We start from the raw sequence: 17,673 nt of genomic DNA, 5'->3' as shown, positions 1-17,673 counted from the left end.
CCGAGCGAGAACACGCGTGAACAAACGCTATCGATTCCTGCGGTGGAGTGCATCAGCAGCGTGCCTATGGCTGCTGACGACGGCGGCCCTGGTGCAGGCGGCCGAGCTGCGCTGGCGCAACCGGTCGTACACGCTGGTGGCCGAAGGCAAGAAGGTGGGCGATTTCATCCGCGAGCTGGCGGCATCCCAAGGCGTGACGGCGGTTGTCGACCCGAAGGTGGAAGGCACCATCAACGGCAAGTTCTCGGGCCCGCCTGCCAGCACGCTCAATACCGTGTGCGCCACCTACGGGCTCACGTGGTACTACGACGGTTCGCTCATCTACGTGGATCGCGCAGACGATTCACAGACGCAGGTCTTCCCGATTCCGAAGGGCAGCGGCCCGGAGCTTGCGCAGATCCTGCGCGCCATGCAGATCACCGATCAGCGCTTTCCGCTGGTTGTGAGCGACAAGGAAAACACCGTCTACGCATCTGGCCCGAAGCGCTATGTGGAACTGGTGCGCCAGGCCATTGCATCGATTGCCGATCCGTCGCGCGGCATGGATCGCGCCGAGATTCGCGCATTCCCGCTCAAGTACGCATGGGCCGGCGATGTGGAGATCAACCGGTCTGGCAAGCCCGTGACGATTCCGGGCATTGCCACCATGATGCGTCGCCTGCTGGGCGCGCCCAACCCGGGTGCCAGCAGCCCCGGCATGTCGCCCACGCGCGCCATGCGGCTGACTGGGCCGACCCGGCAGATGAAGCTCAGCTCCGGTGACAGCATCAACGTGCCGCGCATCGAGATTCCGCTGGCCGGCGCGCAGGGCGATTCCGGCTACGGCGCGCAGGCGCCCGCCGCATCGGGCGGTGGTGCACCGCCTGACCTCCCTCGCATCGAGGCCGACGCGGGCATCAACGCCGTGCTCATCCGCGACGTGCCCGAGCACATGGCGCAGTACGAGCGTCTGATTGCCTCGCTCGATACCAAGCCGCGACTGGTGGAGATCAACCTCACCATCATCGACATCAGCACCGATTCGCTCGACAGCCTCGGCGTCGACTGGCGCCTGCATACCACGCACGGCGATTTCCAATCCGGCAACGGCAACAATCCGCCGCTCACGTTCAACCTCGGCACCACGGAAGACGGCCAGACCGGCGCCACGACCCCGATCGGCATGGCGCTCACCGCATCGATTGGCGGCAGCCTGCGCAACTACCTGCTGGCGCGCATCAATGCGCTCACGCAGAGCGGCAATGCGCAACTGCAAGCCAAGCCGAAGGTGCTGGCGCTCGACAACACCGAAGCCATCCTCGAAAACCTCATCCACTTCTACGTGCCGGTGTCGGGCTTTCAGGATGCGTCCCTGTACGGCATCACGACGGGCACGAGCGTGAAGGTCACGCCGCTCATCGTCAACGAGGCCGGGCAGATGAGCGTGATGATGTCGATCGACATCGACGACGGCAACCTGACCAACGACCGCGTCTCGCAGTTGCCGGTGGTGCAGGAGCGTTCGATCGTGACCAAGGCGATGATCGAAGAAGGCAAGAGCCTGCTGATTGCCGGCTTCAACTCCGACAGCCTGAACAACACCAAGTCGGGCATTCCGTTCCTGTCGGACGTGCCCTTCATCGGCAACCTGTTCAAGTACACCAACAAGACCGGCCAGCACATGGAGCGCTTCTATCTGCTGACCCCCCGCATCCTGACCGCCGCCAGTACCAATCCGAACGACGTGCCTGCCGTATCGATCCCGGGCGTTGGCATGCCGGTGCCGGGATCGACCGATTGGAAACCGGGCCCGTTGCCCAACACGCCGGCACCCAACCAGCCGCCGGCCAGTGTCGGCACCTTGCCCACGCCGCCTGTTTCGCGACTGCATGAACCAGCCAGCCACACAACCCTCGCCGCACTCGGATAAATCGCCCTGGAAGCTGTGCTTCCTGAGCGGCCCGCTATACGGCAGATCGATGCCGCTGCGGATGGGCGCCAACGTGGTCGGCTCGGCGCCCAACTGCGAAATCATCGTGCCCGACAGCAGTGTCGCTGCGCGCGAGCTGATGTTCGAGGTGGGCGGCATTGCTGTCTCTGCACGCCGGCTGGATGACGCCGAGCCAACGCTCAACGGCCAGCCATTCGGCCAGACGCGCCGCAGCGTGGTGCCAGGCGATGTGATTGCCATGGGCGACATCCGCGTCGGCATCGAAAAGGTCGGGACGATCCGCATGCCGGCCGCCGCAGTGGAAGGCGCGGGTGCTGCGGTGCTGGCAGAGCGCGTGCCGTCGTGGATGCCGCTGGCCGCCGCGGTGTGGCTGTCGCGGGTGTCCACCAAGGCGGGGCGCGGGCGGACGTGGCTGGTTGCCGGCATCGGCCTGTGGCTTGCGGTGCTGCTGGCCGGCGGCGTGGTCGCGTTTGCCGGGCATGACGGCTGGTCGCTGTGGGGCCGCGACCCGGCAGCGCGTGCAGCGCAGGTCCGCCACGCGTTGGGTGACCCGGCGGAGATTGTGGTGACGCCAGCGTCAGACGGCACGTCGCGCGTGTCCGGCTACGTGCCGACCGAGGCAGATCATCAGGCGCTGCTGAGCCGCGCGCGCGGGTTGTCCGATGTGTCGATTGGCGAGGTGTATGTGGTGAGCGATCTGCTGGCCGCTGCGCAGCAGTACTTCAGCGCCGGCGGCACAAGCGGCACGGCCGCGCTGAACGTGGCCTACGACGGGCATGGCCGCATCGTGGTGAGCGGCACGGCCGATCGCGCACAGGCATGGCAGCGTATCCGCAACTACGCGCGCGACGCCAAGCCGGCCGTCGAGGTGGTCGACCGCGTGGCGTGGGATGGCCCGCCGCCGCCGAACATCGTGGCGGAAACGCCGCGCCCCGACGGCCTGCCCGCCATCGTGAGCACGTATGAAGACGAAGACGGCACGCGCTTTGTGCAGACGCGTGACGGCCAGTTGTATTTCGAGGGTGCCCGTCTCAAGGGCGGCCTCCAGGTGAAGAGCATCGCTTCAGATGGTGTGGTGCTCGACCGCGGCGGGCAATCGGTCACGTGGCCGATCCAGCCGCAAACACCGTAGCGCAGCGGGTCCCCTTTCCCGCGCGTGGGGTGTGTCGTACGGAGGCCGCCGGCAGATGCGAGGCCGGCTGCCACCGCCAGGCAGTTGGTAGTTCCGTTTGATCCTTTTGACCCTTTTGACTGACATCCAGGAGAGCACCATGGCAGGTACACCCACCACCGGCGTCGACGGCGCCATCGGCAGCATCAACCAGTCCGGCGATGACCAATTGAAGATCGCCACGGCAGTGCAGGCCGCTGCAGCCAAGGGCGCCGCAGCCAGCGGCATCATCGGCGCGGCCCAATCGCTGAGCAATACGGCGGCTTCGGCAGCCGGTGCCGTCCGCGACGGCGCGCGCGCGAGCTGACGCGCAACCCCAGCGGCGGCGGGCGCGGCCTGCCGCCGCTTCACCGAATTCAGGAGGGCACGATGTCGATCGAAGCGAATGCGATTGCGGCCGTTGCCGCGACTCAGGCCGCACAGGCGCAAGCCGGCGGTGCTGCCGGCGCCAGCCAGGCCGCGCAGGTGAACCCCGCGGCGTATGCGGCCCAGGGCCCGGGGCAGGTCGAGCAGGGCATCGGCACTCCGGCTACGCAGGCCGCCATGCCCACCGACGCCCAGCAGTTTGGCGGCATGATGCGCCCGGTTGCCACCACGACGGTGCAGCCCGCGACGTTGCCGGCGCAGCCCATTCCGATGGCCTCCCACGCAACGCCATCGCCGGTGCCGGATGTGTCGTTCTCGTTCACGCGTGGGCCCGGCGCCGACGGTGCGATGGGCCAGTGGCGCGACTACGGCCACGACCTCAACGAGCGCTACACCAGCATCAACAGCAAGCGGCAGGAAATGCTCGACTCGCTCGACAGCATGGACGTGACCATGACCATGGTGAAGCTGGCCGACTTCAGCTACTTCGCCTCGATGACGCTGGCCGAGTACCAGATGGATATGAGCTTTGCGCAGGCCGCCAACGGCGTGAGCCACTCGCTGCTGAAGAACCAGGAAGGCTGACATGAACCGATTGCTGGGTGTGCTGATGGCGCTTGCCTGCCTCTTCGGCCTGGCCGGGTGCGAGCAGGAGCTGTACACCGGCCTGTCGGAGGTCGAGGTCAACGAGATGGTGTCCGCGCTGTCGGCGGCTGGCATCAGCGGGCAGAAGCTCGTGCAGGACGGCCAGGGCCAGGAAGGCCGCACCTGGACGCTTACCGTCGACCAGGCCGACATGGGTCCCTCGCTGGCGGTGCTGCGTGCGCAGGGCCTGCCGCGCCCGCGCCTGGCGTCACTCGGCCAGGTGTTCCAGAAACAGGGGCTGGTAGCCACGCCGGCTGAAGAGCGCGTGCGCTACATCTACGGCGTATCGCAGGAGCTGTCGCGCACGCTGCTGGATGTGGATGGCGTGATGCTCGCGCACGTGCATGTCGTGATTCCCGAGAACGATCCGCTGGCCGACAAGGCCAAGCCAGCCTCCGCTGCGGTTTACATCCGCTACCGGCCCGGCGTGAACCTCACCGCCATGGCGCCGATGGTGAAAGACCTCGTCGCGCACAGCATTGAAGGGCTGAGCTACGACAACGTATCGCTGTTCTTGCAGGGCGCACAGCCGGTGCCGGTGGACGTGCGAAAGGGCGCGGCGTTGCTCGGCACATTCAGCACGCGCAACCCCCTGGTGTGGTTGCTCGGCTTGCTGATCGTCGCGGCGATGGTGGTAACAGGTCTCGTGGCATGGCGGCGTGGCGTGTTCGACAACCTCAGCGGACGTCGGCCGGAGCGGGCGTCATGACCAACGATGCGCGCCTGGCAGGGCTGGTTGCCACGTTCAACCTGCGGCCGGATCGCTATATCGACGCGTCGTGGCTGCCGGCGGATTGGCCGCTGGCGTTGCGCGACCCCGTCCGTTATGGCGAGGCCGGGCGCGCCGTGCTGGCGCGGGCGCTGCTGCAAGCCCATCAGTTGCACGGCGAATGGGACTACGACTTTGCCGCCATGGAAAAGCGCGTCGCCCTGTTGCCCGCCGACGCGCTGGAGCGCCTGGCCGTGTGCTGCGGCCTTTGCCTGCATCGCCAGTGGCTGCGCGAGGGCGAAGTCTCGCGCAAGACGCGCCAGGCCATCGATCTGGCGTTCGGTGCGCCGCTGGTGGCCTTTGCGTTGGAGCGCATGCCGGCCTTCGAGGCCGTTGCCGAGACCCTGCAGGCGCAGCGCCAGTACCCGCGCCTGGCGGTGGAAACGCTGCGCGCCCGTGGGCGCCGGTTGCTGACTGATTTTCTGGTGCCGTTTGGCCCGGCCGTCATCCGTCGGCTGGCGTTGAAGTTTCCGCGCAACGCGGCCGACGCTGATCGGCCGCCGTATTTGCTGGGCCGCACGCAACGCGCAGAACTGGGCGAGCTGCTGCGGCTGAGCTTGATTCCTGAACAGGTGCCGGCATGGGACTGGCTTTTCTGATTACCACCGACAAGCTGCATATCCTGAGCGAGCGCAAGGTGCTCAAGCAGCACGAGTACGCAGCGCTGCTCGATGCCACGAGCATCCTCGGCAACGCACAGGAAGAACGTGAGCGCCTGCTGGAAGATGCCGAGGCGCAGCGCGAGCAACGACTCAAGGCCGGCTACGACGAAGGCTATGAAAAGGGCGAACGCGAAGCCGCCACGCGGCTGTACGCCGATGCGCTTGCCAACGCGCGTGCCTTGGCGGCCATGAAGCAGCTGATGGCCGAACTCGTCACGCGCACCGTGCGCGAGCTGGCGGCCGATCTGCCGCGCGAGGCGATCTATGCCAAGGCCTTCGCGCGCATCGAAACACTGGTCGAACACGAACCCGTGCTGACGGTGCGCATCGCCCCGCAGCAGGTGGCGGATCTGGAGCGTGTGCTGGGAACCATGACCGACGGTACCCGCCGCGTGCGCGTGGTGCCCGATGCCAGCCTGTCGGAAGAGGCGCTGGTGGTGGAGACCGCATCCGGCGTGGTCGAAGCCGGCATCGACACGCAACTGGCTGCGCTGCACGCCGCACTGGTCGGGGACGAAGGATGACCGAACCCGCCGTCAGCCACATCATCGACGCGGGCGATCTGGAACGTAGCCTGCGCGACGTGCTGGAGCGCGCCGACGGCATGGCTGCGGGCGTCCAGATGCGCGGGCGCATTCACCGTGCGGTGGGGCTCATGCTCAATGCATCGGGCATCCAGGCGCGGCTGGGCGAAGTGTGCGAACTGCGCACGCCCGGTGAACGCAGCATCTATGCGGAAGTCGTTGGCTTCGAGCGGCAGTCCACCTTGCTGACGCCGCTGGGCAGCGTGCACGGCTTGTCGGCCGCCACGGAGGTGATTCCCTCCGGCAGCGCGCATCGTTTTGGCGTGGGCGATGCGTTGCTTGGCCGCGTGCTCGATGGGCTGGGCGCGCCCATGGATGACGGCGGACCGCTGTTCACCAACGAGCGTGTTTCAACGCATGCAGAGCCGCCCAGCCCGCTGTCACGCCGCCGCATCGACGCGCCGCTTTCCACCGGGGTGCGTGCCATCGACGCCATGCTGACGGTGGGCATTGGCCAGCGGCTGGGCATCTTTGCGCCGTCGGGCGTGGGCAAGAGCACGCTGCTTGGCATGATCGCGCGCGGCGCGCAGAGCGATGTCAACGTCATCGCGCTGATTGGCGAGCGCGGGCGCGAAGTGCGTGAATTTCTGGAGCTGTGCCTGCCGGAGGCGACGCGGCGCAAGACGGTGCTGGTGGTGTCCACGTCTGACCGGCCGGCCATGGAGCGCGTGAAGTGCGCGCTGGTGGCCACCGCCGTGGCCGAGTATTTCCGAGACCGCGGCAAGAACGTGCTGCTGCTCGTTGATTCACTCACGCGGTTTGCGCGGGCGCAACGCGAGGTCGGGCTCGCAAGCGGCGAGCCGCCCACGCGGCGCAGTTTTCCGCCCTCCACGTTCTCGGTATTGCCGCAGTTGCTGGAGCGGGCGGGTGTGGGTGCGCATGGTGTCATCACCGCCTTCTACACCGTGCTGGTGGAGGGCGATGAAGAGAGCGACCCGATTGCCGAAGAGGTGCGCTCCATCGTCGACGGGCACATCGTGCTCTCGCGCAAGCAGGCGCTGGCCGGGCGCTATCCGGCCATCGATTTGCTGGCCAGCATCAGCCGTGTGATGCCGCAGGTGACCACGCCAGCGCATCGCGCCGCCGCCCAACGCGTGCGCGAGCTGCTGGCCAAATACCAGGAGATCGAATTGCTCGTGCAGATTGGCGAATACCGCGAAGGCAGCGATGCCCTGGGCGATACCGCATTGCGCGCCCATGCCGCGCTTGCGCGCTTCTTTGAGCAGGACGCCGATGCGCGTGTGAAGCTGGAGCGCACCGTGGCCGACCTCGAAGCCGTGGTGGGGGCGCTATGAGCGATGTGCTGCGTCAGCTCGCCCGCGTGCGCGAAGCGCGCAAGCTCGGCGCCATGGCGCGTGCGCAGAAGCAGGCTGCCCTGGTGGCCCAGGCAGCCGCGCAGAACGCGGCGGCGCAGCAAGGGCTGCAGCAAACGGTATCGGCGCGCTCTGCGCACGACGCTGCCATTGAACAGGCCGTGCGTGAAGACGCACGCAGCGCCGTCGCTCTGCTGTGCGGCGCCAATGCCGCACGGCTGGCGCTGGATCGCGCCATCGTCAACGCGCACGTCGAATCAACGCAGACCGGCACGGCGCTGGCAGCCGAGCAGGTGGCGCAGGCACGCGCCCAGCGGCATGTGGCCCGCGCGAACGCCAAGTGCGAGGCCGTCGACCGTGCCGAGCAGCGTGTGACGGCCGCCCAGCGCCGCGCGGCGGAATGGCAGGAAGAAGACGCCGCGCTTGAAGCCCAGCTCGCGCGCCAGTTGGTCAGCCAGAAGATCACCGCCTGAGCCGATGCAAGGGTTCGATCCGCACTCCATGGAAGGCCTGTTCCGGCAGGCGCTGCTGGTGCTGCCGCGGCTGCTGCCCATCATGTTCATCGTGCCCGTGTTCAGCGGGCGGGTGGTGACGGGCATGGTGCGCAGCGGGTTCATCGCCATCCTGGCGGTGTTCGTGGCGCCGTCCATGGCGGGCGCGGCGATGAACGTGCAGGGCGGCGGCCTGTGGATGGCGCTGGCCCTCAAGGAAGCGCTGATCGGCGTGCTGCTCGGCATGGCGTTTGGCGCGCTGCTTTGGGCCATCGAGAACATCGGCCACCTGATCGACTTTCAGACCGGCTCGGGCAACGCATCCTTCTTTGACCCGGTGGCCGGGCATGAGAGCGGGCCGACCGCCAGTTTCCTCGGCTTCATGGCTGTCACATTGTTCGTCACAGGCGGCGGCCTGCATGTGATGCTTGGCGCGTTCTTCGAGTCGTACAAGCTTTGGCCGATCGAACGCATGTTGCCGAGCGCATCGGTCGCGCTGGAGCAGTTTGCGGTGCACGAGGCCGATAGCGTGCTCGGCTGGACGCTCAAGCTGGCCGCACCCGTGATCATCGTGCTGGTGGTGGCGGAGCTGGGCATCGGGCTGATCAACCGCTCGGTGCCGCAGTTGAACGTGTTCCTGTTCGCCCAGCCGGTGAAGAGCCTGCTGGCCGTGCTGATGATGGTGCTGTTCCTCGGCTTTGTCTTTGAATCGATGCGCACCTTCCTGGCCGGCAATGGCGAGATGGTCTGGCTGTTGCGCGCGCTGCTGCACAGCCCCGGCTCATGAGCGAGAAACAGCACAAGCCCACCCAGCGCCGGCTGGAGGATGCGCGGCGCGAAGGCGAAGTCGTCCGCAGCACAGACGTGACGAGCGCGCTGGTCTTTATCGGGATGCTCGTGCTGTTGTGGCAAGGCGGGCCGTGGTTGCTCGAACGCATGCGCGGCCTGCTGATACAGAACGTGAGCGCCGTGGCGCAGGCGCGCGACCCGACTGCAGCGGTGCGGCAGGCATTGGTATCGGCAGGGGCGGAGTGGCTCCTGTTGAGCGCCGCCGTCCTGTTGCTGGTGACCGTGCTGGCAGTGCTGGGTGCGTTTGCCCAGGTGGGCGGCATGTTCGCGCCCAAACGCCTGACGCCGCAAATGTCACGGCTCAATCCGGGGGAAGGCATCCAGCGCATGTTCTCCGTGCGCAACCTCATCGGCCTTGCCATCATGCTGTTCAAGGTGGCTTGCCTGGCGCTGACGCTGTTTGTGGTGATTCGCGGGTCGCTAGCGTTGCCGCTGCAGGCCGGTTACGGTCGGCCGGCGGCCATTCTGGCTGTGGTCGCGCATCTGATTCTTGTGCTGTTCGGCTGGGCGGCGGTGGTGTACGTGCTGATGGCCGCGCTGGACTACTGGCACGTGCGTTTCGAATTCTTCAAGAAGAACCGCATGTCCACCGAAGAGCTGCGCCGTGAACACCGCGAGCTGCAGGGCGATCCGCACATCGTTGGGCGCCGCCGCCAGCTTGCCCTGGAGGTGCAATACAGCGCGCTGGAAGATCGCATGCGCATTGCCACCGCCATCGTGTTCAGTGCGCGGCATGCGGTGGCGCTGTATTACCCCGGCGATGGCACGTTGCCGATGGTGATCGCCAAGGGCAGCGGCGAGTCTGTCCAGCGCATCCGGCAGATGGCCGAATACCACCTCGTGCCGACCGCTGCCAACGCAGGTCTGGCGGAGCGCCTGCACGACACCGTGCCGATGGATACCACCATTGACCGCACGCTGTTCCGCGATGTGGCGGCGCTGCTGCGCTGGGCTGAAGGCGCGGATGCGGTGGGCAATCCTTACGTGTCGTCCACTTCCTGAACGCGCGACGAACGCGAAAGAAAAAAGGCGGCGGGCGCCTGACTGCTGCGCCCGCCGCTGCCCGCTGGCCGGCTTGCTTTCCCCGTTATCCGATCCGCACGATGTCGCCCGGGACGACGAGATCCGGGTCCTGTCCCGTTGCGCCTTGCGTATATGGATTGCCATCCAGCGCCGCCCAGTCGAACTGGCTGTTCATCGGTGCCAGTTTGTCCAACGCGGCAGCCGTGCGCGCGTCGGATGCCGGGGCCGTGGCGCCAAGCAGCTTGGCGGCATCGGTGGCGCTCAATTGCCAGAGCGTGTCGCCGGGCCCAACGATCGCATACTGCGGCGACTTCGCTGGGCCGATCGATGGCAACGCGTGCGGGGCATTGGCGCGCAGCAGGTCACCGCTTACGCCCTGCATGTCGGGCAGCGGGAACGCGGCAATGGGCTGGTTGTTCTGATCCTGCCCGTTGCCGTTGGCCTGCACTTGCGCAACGGCTGGCTTGGCCGCCTGGTTGGGCGCGAACAGCTCGATGCCGAAGCGCGTGACCGCCGCCACACCCAGGATCACGCCGCCGGGCAGCATGGCGTTGCTCGGCAGCCGTTGGCCGACCCTGGGCATCAGGTCGCCGGCAATGCGCAGGGCGCCTGCGCCGAACGCCAGGTCCAGTGCCGCCTTGGTGGCACCCATGGCCGGGCTGTTGGTGTGCATGAGCGCGTCGTTCATCGCCAGGGGTACTGAACCGACCGTGTACAGCGACATCGTGAACGCCTGGGCACGGTTCAGCCACGGGCTCGCGTTGGTCGCCTTGTCGTTGAACGTCGCGCCCAGGCGGCCGGCAAAGTTGCGGCTGGACAGTGCCAGGTTGGCGCTCAGGAACAGCGCATTGCTCCAGAACGACGGCGTGTTCAGGTGCGCGCCATGCATGGCGAACCAGTAAGCCGTGTTGCCGTTATTGAGCGCAAGTGTCAGCAGTTGCAGCGTGTCGTTCGCGCGCCCCACGGGGCTCTTGGGCGAAAGCAGCTTGCCCGGCGCCCCCTTGAGGGCCAGCAGTGCCTGTACATCGGGGTCGTCCTTGGCCTTGGGGTCGTCGACCTTGGACAGCGCGGCGGTGAGCGCATCCGGGTTGTCCTGGAACCGCGCGACCGCGTCGGCGATGGTTTGCCGGTCCCCCTTCGTCACGCCCCAGCGGCGCCCATGATCCGACATGTTGGTCTTGAGCCAAGCCAGTGCCGAGTCTGAGTCTTCGGTGCCCAACTTGCCGACCTGGTCAGACACGGCGCGTGTCTTGTTGGCACGCAATGCTGCGATGCCGCCGCGATACATGAACGACAGCGGGCTGGTGACGGACGGATCGAATACCGCGTGCGTCGCGGCGCTTCCGGTGAGCGTGGCGGAACTCGCAGCCGTGGAGAACGCACCCGTGAGCGAGCCCGCGAAGATCCAGCGGATCCACGGCTTGCGCTTGGGTTCGCCAGCGTTGGCGGCGCGGTCGGGCCCGGTGGGCGGAGTGCCGTTGCCATCGTCGCCGGCTTCGCTGGTCTTGATGGCCGGGGCGGTGGGCTCCGTAGTCTTGCTGCCGGTGGGCTGCGGGCTGGGCGCCGCGTTGTCGGGCCGCGGGCCTCCCGGTCCCTTCGGCCCTGTCGCGCTTGCGGTCGAAGGTGGCGGCACATCGGGCTTCTTGCCCGCAGCCAGGTTGATCATCTGCACGACCGTCTGATAAGTGTTGCTGTCGTGTCCGCCCACCGTGCCGGTGGCCTGGCCCGTCGTGCCATCGACAGCACCGGCGCTGGCGGTGGCGTTCAGCGCGTCCATGTGCTGCTGATGGGTGGTCAGCAGGTCCGTGCGGCCGGCGGCTTCCAGCACCGAAGCCGCCAGGCCGTGCGCGCCCCAGTTGGAGTTCGATGCACTCACATAGTGGTCCGCCGGCACCACTGAACGCGGGTCCACCACCGTGCCATCGGGCAGGGTTACCTGCGGGGCCGTGCGGCGCGTGTTGCCCATGCCGGCTTCATGCCCGCGCGAGCCTACGCCGATGGTGGTCACGCCGTCGGTCTTCCAGCCGGCAATGGCCACTTCGTCCAGCGGTACGGTCTGGTCAGTGACGTCGTTGCCGTTCTGGTCGACGTAGCGGTTTTCGCTATTGCGGCCGTGCACGTTGATCGACACAACGGTGTCCGGTGCCTCGCCGTTTGTTCCGTTGAACAGCTCCTGCGCGGCGGCGCGTGCCGATTCACCGTGTGTGGCATCGAAGGGGACGATGCTGTAGTCATTGACTGCGGCACCGCGCGCTTGCAGGGCGGCATCGAGTGCCGGCACGGCTTCATGCGGCACCACGTAGACGACATGCTTGCCCGCCGCCTGCATGTCATGCCCGAACACAGCGGCGCCGGCCACGCCATCGGTATCCACTGCGCCGTGTGCGTTGCGGGCGCCGGCCAGTACCAGAATGCGGTTGCTGTTTTGCAGCGCGGCGGCGGCCTGGTCGATGCCCAAGGGGTTTTCAATGCGGGCCGAGTCGCCGGTGAACAGCGCCTGCACGGCATTGGTGATGGGGCTGGGCTCAAGCCTCGGGTTCGAGGGAATCACGCTGTCCAGCATCCTGCCGGGGCCAAACCTGCGCACGCGTTGCACTGGCACATCGGGTAGGTCCATCAGGTTCTGCGCCGATTCGCTCACCGGCCCGGTCTTGCCAGACGTGACGACATACGGATCGGACGAATACGCCGCGCTGGGCACCTTCCATTCCTGTTGGCCGATGGCATCGAGCACCGCCTTGGCCTGGTACTGCATCGGGTCGACCACGGGAATATCCATGCCGCGCTTCTGCAGCGACGTGACGAGAAAGTCCTTCATGGCTGGATAGTGCGTGCAGCACAGCCACAGCGATGTGGTGGTCGGGTCCAGTTCCGACACGTACAGGTCGGATGCCTCCTGCAGTTCTTTCTTGACCGTCGGATCGTCGCTCTTGTGCTTGAGGTCGTTGACGAAATCCGCAAATTTGTGAGCGGCTACGGCCTGCGGGCGGATGTTGCCGTCGGTCAGTGTGGCTACCTTCTCCTGATAGGCGAGGCTCTTGACGGTGCCGGCGGTAGCGATCACGGCCGGGCGGTCTCCGCCGTGCTGGACGATGGCGCGTGAGGTGACGTCAATCAAATCGATGACGGGCACGTCCACGTTGTCCAGCGCCTTGGGGAAGGCCGTGCACGCTGTGTTGCACGCCATGGCAACCATGGCGGCCTTCAGGCGCTGCGCCGTCTGCAGGCCGTTGCCCACCAGGCGGATGAGCGCCTCTGGGCTCTTGGGGCCATAGGGCGCGTTGGCGTGGTCGACCACGATGGCCACCGGGAGGTCTTCGCCCGTTTGCGCCTTGATGGTCGCCAGCATGTTCTTGGCGGCGATCAGCCCGCCGTTGCTGGAATCGAATGCGGCAAACGTAAACGGCTCCGTGGGCGTGGCTTCGTCGAAGGTCTTGTCCGTGGGCATGTGGTTCATCGCTTCGCGCAGCAGCACGAGCATGCCCTGATGCACCTGTGAGGGGAAGCCGTCGACGCTGGCTTCGCTCTTGCGGCTGACACCGTCCACCGCCCCGGCATCCACTGATGCCTTGATGGCTGCGTGTAGTTCCTCCGGCGTGGTCATGAGGTCCATGCGGCCCATCTGGTGCAGCATGTTGGCCAGGATGGCCTGCGCGCCAAAGTTGGAGTTCCACGCAGTCACGGGATACTTCACCGGCACGGTCGATGCGAAATCGATCGTGGTGTTATCGGCGAGCGTAACGGGCGGGATATTGCTGCGCAGGCTGCCCATGCCGGCCTCGTTACCGCCGTCGCCCACCCCCACCGTGACAATCCCCGTGCGCTTGTTGGCCTCAAGCACGATCTGATCCTTCGGGGCATTCACTTCCGCCACGGAGATGCCGCGCATGTTGAGGTAATCGCCGTCGGCATTGCGGGCCGGCAGTTCAATGGCGACGACTGCGTCGGGCTGCACGCGGTCAAGCAGTTCGTTCGCGGCATCGCGAGCGGGCTGCCCGCGCTTGGCATCGAACGGCTCCAGCTTGACGAGATGCCCGCCATCGAGGCTCGCCAGCACGGACTGCACGACCGGCATGTTGGCCGAATCGGTGGCGATGGTCATGTCCCGGCCGGCCAGCGCGAGCTTGGCTGCCATTTCAGCGGTGCCGACGGGGCCGTCCGTTTCCGGCAGGGCGCGGCCCGAGACCGGATCTCGCCCGACGGTGAAGCCCGTCACCAGCAGAATGCGCTGGGTGTCTTGCAGCGCGGCGGCGGCGTCTTCCGTGCCGCCCTTGACGAAGAACTTGCGGATGCCGCGATCCACGAAAAGCGCCTGGATGCGGTCCACCGGCGACATGATGCGATCCGCCGTGCGGCCGAATACCGACGACTTGCCGCGGTAGAGCTGCATGCGCTGGCGCCAGCTCATGCGCACGGGGTCTTTGATGTTGGCGGTGTCGTGCGCGAACTCAGCCTTGCTGAGGATGAGCTGCCGCTGCTGGTCGCTCATCTCGGCAAGCTTGGCGGCCAGCCTGCGCACGCCAATGCCGCGCGGGTGGCGGCCATTGGTGGTGCCGTCGGTGCGGTAGTTCTCTGCATCGAGCAGTAGATCGGCATGCTGCGACAGCGCATTCTGCGTGCCGGCGTCCAGAGCCTTTTGCGTGTCGGTAAAGCTCGTCAGCGTGATTTCCGGGTTGGCGAGGTCGTCCAGGGCGCCCGGCAGCGGCCGCGAGGGGCGTGCAGGCCCCGGGTTGGTCGGGTTGCTTTCGTCGCCCGGTGTGCCTGTTTTGCCCGGTTCAGTGATGGGGTCGCCGGCGGTTTTGGGCTTGCCTGTGACCGGGTCGATCGGGTCGGTGCCGGGCTTGCCCGTCGTGCCGTCTTTGCCTTCGTTGCCAAGGGTGGTGCCGGCAGGCTCCGTGGTCTTGCCGCCGGCTTGCGTGATCACTAGCTCGGTGGTCGGATCGGTGGTTGGTCGGCCCGCAGTGGCTGGGTCATTGGCGGCCACCGTGGTGGGTTCGGGCGCCATCTCGGTGGGCTTGTAGCGACCGGCGTTGTTCTTCAGTGCGTTGAGCAGGCCGACGCGTTCGGTGCCTTGTGACAGCCCAACGCGTTCGAGCATGCGCGTTGCACCCACCTGCCCGAGGCCGAGACCCAGGAACATGATGGATTCGGCCTTCTGCTCGCCTGACATCCGGTCGCCGTACATCAGCAGGTCCTTGACCTGCGCGCCCGTCATGATCATGCCGCCGCCACCAGCCACGAGGTCCGACGCCGAGCGCGTGATCTTGAAGAGCCTCGATGCATTGGCCACGTCCGATACGGCGACCAGGCCCTTGCCCGCAAGGCTGTACTCGCCTGCAGCAGAGGTGACGATGGCTAGCCAGTCATTCGTCGCTTCGGGGTTCAGCGGCGACCACGAGCGGCCGTGATCCGCCAGTGTGTCGAGGTGATCGATCGATTCGCCCACGATCCAGCCTGTGCCGACCGCAACCAAGGCCCCCCCAATGGGTGCCGCGCCGCCAAACGTGCCGACTGACAGGATCACGCCGCCCACCGCCGTGGCTACACCGGCCACGATGTCGACAACGTGCCGGATCTTCTGCCCCGTCGTGGTGATATGTGCACTGAAGTGATCGACGTCCGGAATGCCGTTGCTGTCGAGCGAGACCGTGCCAGCCAGGTTCTTCGGCACGTAGATCGTGCCGCCGTCGGACAAGGCGTTGTTGTGGCGGTAATCATCAAGGCTGCTGTAGTCCCAACCACGATCGTCGATGTAGTGCGGCTTACCCCCATTCTTGTCGGCCACTTCGAACAACGCCGTCGGCATCACGCCCGCGCTCGTGTCCACGTAGGCGATGGGAATGGCCTTCACGGTCGGGTTGTCCCCGCCCGCCTCGTGGATCGTCTTGTTGACCTCGTTGATGACCTTGGTGCTGTTGCCGCCGGTGAACCACGCGGTGCCGGTGGCGCCGCTGCTCTGCGCGCCGGCGTTGTCGGCCTGGATCATCAGCGCGCCGCCGATGTAGTTCTTGAGCTGCGTGTCGGAATCGGGGCCGGTGAAGGTCTGCGCCTTGTCGTTGTAAAGCGGCGTGTCCTTGCCAAAGGTGGTCTTGGACATCTGCCCGAAGATGTTCTTCAGCCCCGCATTCTGGTCGGACTGGAACGTCTTGTAGTCGGCCTCTGCCTGCTTTTGCTGGACCTTCTCGTTGCCGCGGTCGAAGGCGCGTTGCAGCATGTCGACGTTGGGTAAGTCCTTGCCGTGCTGCTGGATGAGCGCATCGGTGACGGTGGCGCCGTTGCCGTCGCCCACGGCGTTCTGCACCGGCACCCACGACGGCATGCTCCCACCCGAGCCGGAGGTCTGCATGCTGTAGAGGAACGATTTGGCATTGGAGTTGGTGGTCAGCCAGTTGGCAACCTGCTGGGCGTGGTCGGTGCTCGACTGGTCGCTGGCAAAGCGCGGTGAATCGGCCACGGCAGCCGTCAGACTCAAGCCGCCATAAAAGTCCGAGCCATGGGGCACGAGTCCAGACGTGTCGGCGCCGGCGTTGCTCTGGAACCAGTGGCCGTTGTCGTTGAAGCGATCTTCTACGGTTGTCAGCAGGTTGTTTGCCACCTCGGGCGGTGCCACCGTGGCGAGGTCCTTCATCCATTTGCCGACAGCGTCGTATTTGACCGTGCTGTCGGCCATCTTGCGATTGGCGTCCGGGTCGTCGGGGTTGTACTTGTAGACCTGGGTGAGGTCGCTGATCTGCTTGTTGAAGTAGTCGCTGTGCGCGTTGAAGAAGGGCGCGCCGGCCACCTGGTACAGATGGTCGCGCGCGTCGGGGTCGGCACTGGTGACCGACACGTCGTTCATGTTGGTCGACAGGATCTTCAGCGCGCCCTGGGCATCGCCCGCCTTCATCTTGGCCGCGACCTGATCCTTGGTGTAGTTCACGCGCACGTCGTAGCTGGCTGCGCCGATCTGCTCGTAGATCTGCTCGGCGTTCTTGTCATTGGCGTGCGGCCGCGCAAGCTGCACACACGCAAACTGCACCGGGTCGTTGGTGGCGAGCGCCTTGTCCTGTGCCGATAGCGTCGGGTCGTTCGGGTTGATGTGGTTGATCTGGTACTGGATCGCATCGGCCGTGGCGATGTTCCTGGCAAACGCGAGGCTGCCGTCGTCCCAATCAGGGTGGGCGTTTGCCAGCGCATCGGTGGCGTCGTTGGCGGCCTTCAGGTTGTCGCCGGAGCCGAAGTTCTCGTACGTGGAAAGCTCGCCGCCAATGGCGGTTTTGAAATCCTGGATGGCCTTGTCCAGGTTGGCCTGCGCCGTGTTGATCGAGTCCTGCTTGTCTTCAGCAATGGTCCGGTTCGTGACCTTGATGTCTTGCGCGTCCTGCAGCTTGTCCTGGGCATCAAGCACGCCGTCGCGCGCTTCCGATGCGGTGCGCTGGCTCGGGTCTTGCTTCTCAACCGCGTCTTTTGCGTCGTCGACGATCTTGTCCAGCCATTTGGCATCGGGATCGCGTTTCTTGATGGCGTCCGCTGCGTCTTCGATGGCTTTCTTCTCGCCGCCGCCGGGCGCTTCGTCGGCCTGCCGGCGCAACTCGTTCTGCACCGAGTTGATGACGTCCGAAAGCGGCTTGTCGAGCTTGGCCTGCGCGGCCGTGGAGTCGTCGCCGTTGTTGATGTAGTCGTTGACCGCCGTGTTGGCTGTCTGGATGGCCGCGTCGGTCTTGGTTTTGGCGTCGGCGGCGGCTTGTTTCTGCTCGGGGGTGGGCGGAGGCGGCGGAGGGGGCGGCGGACGGTAGTAGACGATGCGGCCGTTGATCTCGTCGATGGCGGGCATGGTGTCCTCCAGCTTCGCCCCATGCGGGGTGGGCCTGATTGAAAGCAATCGGGTGAT

The 17,673-nt window shown here is 66.3% G+C and carries 12 protein-coding genes; 11 read left to right on the top strand and 1 reads right to left on the bottom strand.

Features of this window, described 5'->3' with window-relative positions; genetic code table 11:
* Window positions 1-37: 37 nt before the first annotated feature.
* From sctC to DOD19_RS22135, 11 genes are all read left to right on the top strand, one after another.
* Window positions 38-1,909 (top strand): type III secretion system outer membrane ring subunit SctC, encoded by a 1,872-nt coding sequence (gene sctC / locus DOD19_RS22185; RefSeq protein ID WP_239498084.1) that lies wholly within the window; start codon window positions 38-40, stop codon window positions 1,907-1,909.
* Complete coding sequence (locus DOD19_RS22180; protein WP_024978639.1) at window positions 1,869-3,062, top strand: FHA domain-containing protein; 1,194 nt, start codon at window positions 1,869-1,871, stop codon at window positions 3,060-3,062. Before sctC ends, DOD19_RS22180 begins: the two co-directional genes overlap by 41 nt.
* Before the next feature lie 139 nt (window positions 3,063-3,201).
* Entirely contained in the window at window positions 3,202-3,408 is a 207-nt protein-coding gene (locus DOD19_RS22175; protein ID WP_024978640.1) for a hypothetical protein, read from the top strand.
* A gap of 62 nt (window positions 3,409-3,470) precedes the next feature.
* The gene (locus tag DOD19_RS22170; RefSeq protein WP_024978641.1) at window positions 3,471-4,052 is read left to right on the top strand and encodes a hypothetical protein; all 582 of its coding nucleotides are present in this window, start codon (window positions 3,471-3,473) and stop codon (window positions 4,050-4,052) included.
* Between the two features lies 1 nt (window position 4,053).
* Entirely contained in the window at window positions 4,054-4,821 is a 768-nt protein-coding gene (sctJ, locus tag DOD19_RS22165; RefSeq protein ID WP_112188147.1) for a type III secretion inner membrane ring lipoprotein SctJ, read from the top strand.
* Entirely contained in the window at window positions 4,818-5,480 is a 663-nt protein-coding gene (locus DOD19_RS22160) for a SctK family type III secretion system sorting platform protein (protein ID WP_162634439.1), read from the top strand. The genes sctJ and DOD19_RS22160 overlap by 4 nt, the downstream gene beginning before the upstream one ends.
* Window positions 5,462-6,067: a type III secretion system stator protein SctL gene (sctL, locus tag DOD19_RS22155; RefSeq protein ID WP_024978643.1), complete on the top strand. Its 606-nt coding sequence runs from the start codon at window positions 5,462-5,464 to the stop codon at window positions 6,065-6,067. The genes DOD19_RS22160 and sctL overlap by 19 nt, the downstream gene beginning before the upstream one ends.
* Window positions 6,064-7,422: a FliI/YscN family ATPase gene (locus DOD19_RS22150; protein WP_112188141.1), complete on the top strand. Its 1,359-nt coding sequence runs from the start codon at window positions 6,064-6,066 to the stop codon at window positions 7,420-7,422. The genes sctL and DOD19_RS22150 overlap by 4 nt, the downstream gene beginning before the upstream one ends.
* Window positions 7,419-7,913, top strand: coding sequence for a hypothetical protein (locus DOD19_RS22145; protein ID WP_112188139.1), 495 nt, complete (start codon window positions 7,419-7,421; stop codon window positions 7,911-7,913). Before DOD19_RS22150 ends, DOD19_RS22145 begins: the two co-directional genes overlap by 4 nt.
* A 28-nt stretch (window positions 7,914-7,941) precedes the next feature.
* Complete coding sequence (sctT, locus tag DOD19_RS22140) at window positions 7,942-8,718, top strand: type III secretion system export apparatus subunit SctT (RefSeq protein ID WP_235193233.1); 777 nt, start codon at window positions 7,942-7,944, stop codon at window positions 8,716-8,718.
* Window positions 8,715-9,782, top strand: a complete 1,068-nt coding sequence (locus tag DOD19_RS22135; protein ID WP_112188137.1) for an EscU/YscU/HrcU family type III secretion system export apparatus switch protein — start codon at window positions 8,715-8,717, stop codon at window positions 9,780-9,782. Before sctT ends, DOD19_RS22135 begins: the two co-directional genes overlap by 4 nt.
* 85 nt (window positions 9,783-9,867) lie before the next feature.
* Here the strand turns inward: DOD19_RS22135 and DOD19_RS22130 are convergent, their stop codons facing one another.
* Complete coding sequence (locus DOD19_RS22130; RefSeq protein ID WP_162634437.1) at window positions 9,868-17,616, bottom strand: glutamate cyclase domain-containing protein; 7,749 nt, start codon at window positions 17,614-17,616, stop codon at window positions 9,868-9,870.
* Window positions 17,617-17,673: the final 57 nt, after the last annotated feature.

The sequence above is a fragment of the Ralstonia sp. GX3-BWBA genome, from assembly GCF_003290055.1.
Lineage (GTDB): Bacteria > Pseudomonadota > Gammaproteobacteria > Burkholderiales > Burkholderiaceae > Ralstonia > Ralstonia holmesii.
This window is presented reverse-complemented; position numbering and strand designations above follow the sequence as displayed.

Excerpts from the sequence above, each read along its gene's own strand:
- DOD19_RS22180 (WP_024978639.1), top strand. The coding sequence starts at position 1,869 with ATGAACCAGCCAGCCACACAACCCTCGCCGCACTCGGATAAATCGCCC.
- DOD19_RS22175 (WP_024978640.1), top strand. The coding sequence starts at position 3,202 with ATGGCAGGTACACCCACCACCGGCGTCGACGGCGCCATCGGCAGCATC.
- DOD19_RS22170 (WP_024978641.1), top strand. The coding sequence starts at position 3,471 with ATGTCGATCGAAGCGAATGCGATTGCGGCCGTTGCCGCGACTCAGGCC.
- sctJ (WP_112188147.1), top strand. The coding sequence starts at position 4,054 with ATGAACCGATTGCTGGGTGTGCTGATGGCGCTTGCCTGCCTCTTCGGC.
- DOD19_RS22160 (WP_162634439.1), top strand. The coding sequence starts at position 4,818 with ATGACCAACGATGCGCGCCTGGCAGGGCTGGTTGCCACGTTCAACCTG.
- sctL (WP_024978643.1), top strand. The coding sequence starts at position 5,462 with ATGGGACTGGCTTTTCTGATTACCACCGACAAGCTGCATATCCTGAGC.
- DOD19_RS22150 (WP_112188141.1), top strand. The coding sequence starts at position 6,064 with ATGACCGAACCCGCCGTCAGCCACATCATCGACGCGGGCGATCTGGAA.
- DOD19_RS22145 (WP_112188139.1), top strand. The coding sequence starts at position 7,419 with ATGAGCGATGTGCTGCGTCAGCTCGCCCGCGTGCGCGAAGCGCGCAAG.
- sctT (WP_235193233.1), top strand. The coding sequence starts at position 7,942 with ATGGAAGGCCTGTTCCGGCAGGCGCTGCTGGTGCTGCCGCGGCTGCTG.
- DOD19_RS22135 (WP_112188137.1), top strand. The coding sequence starts at position 8,715 with ATGAGCGAGAAACAGCACAAGCCCACCCAGCGCCGGCTGGAGGATGCG.
- DOD19_RS22130 (WP_162634437.1), bottom strand. The coding sequence starts at position 17,616 with ATGCCCGCCATCGACGAGATCAACGGCCGCATCGTCTACTACCGTCCG.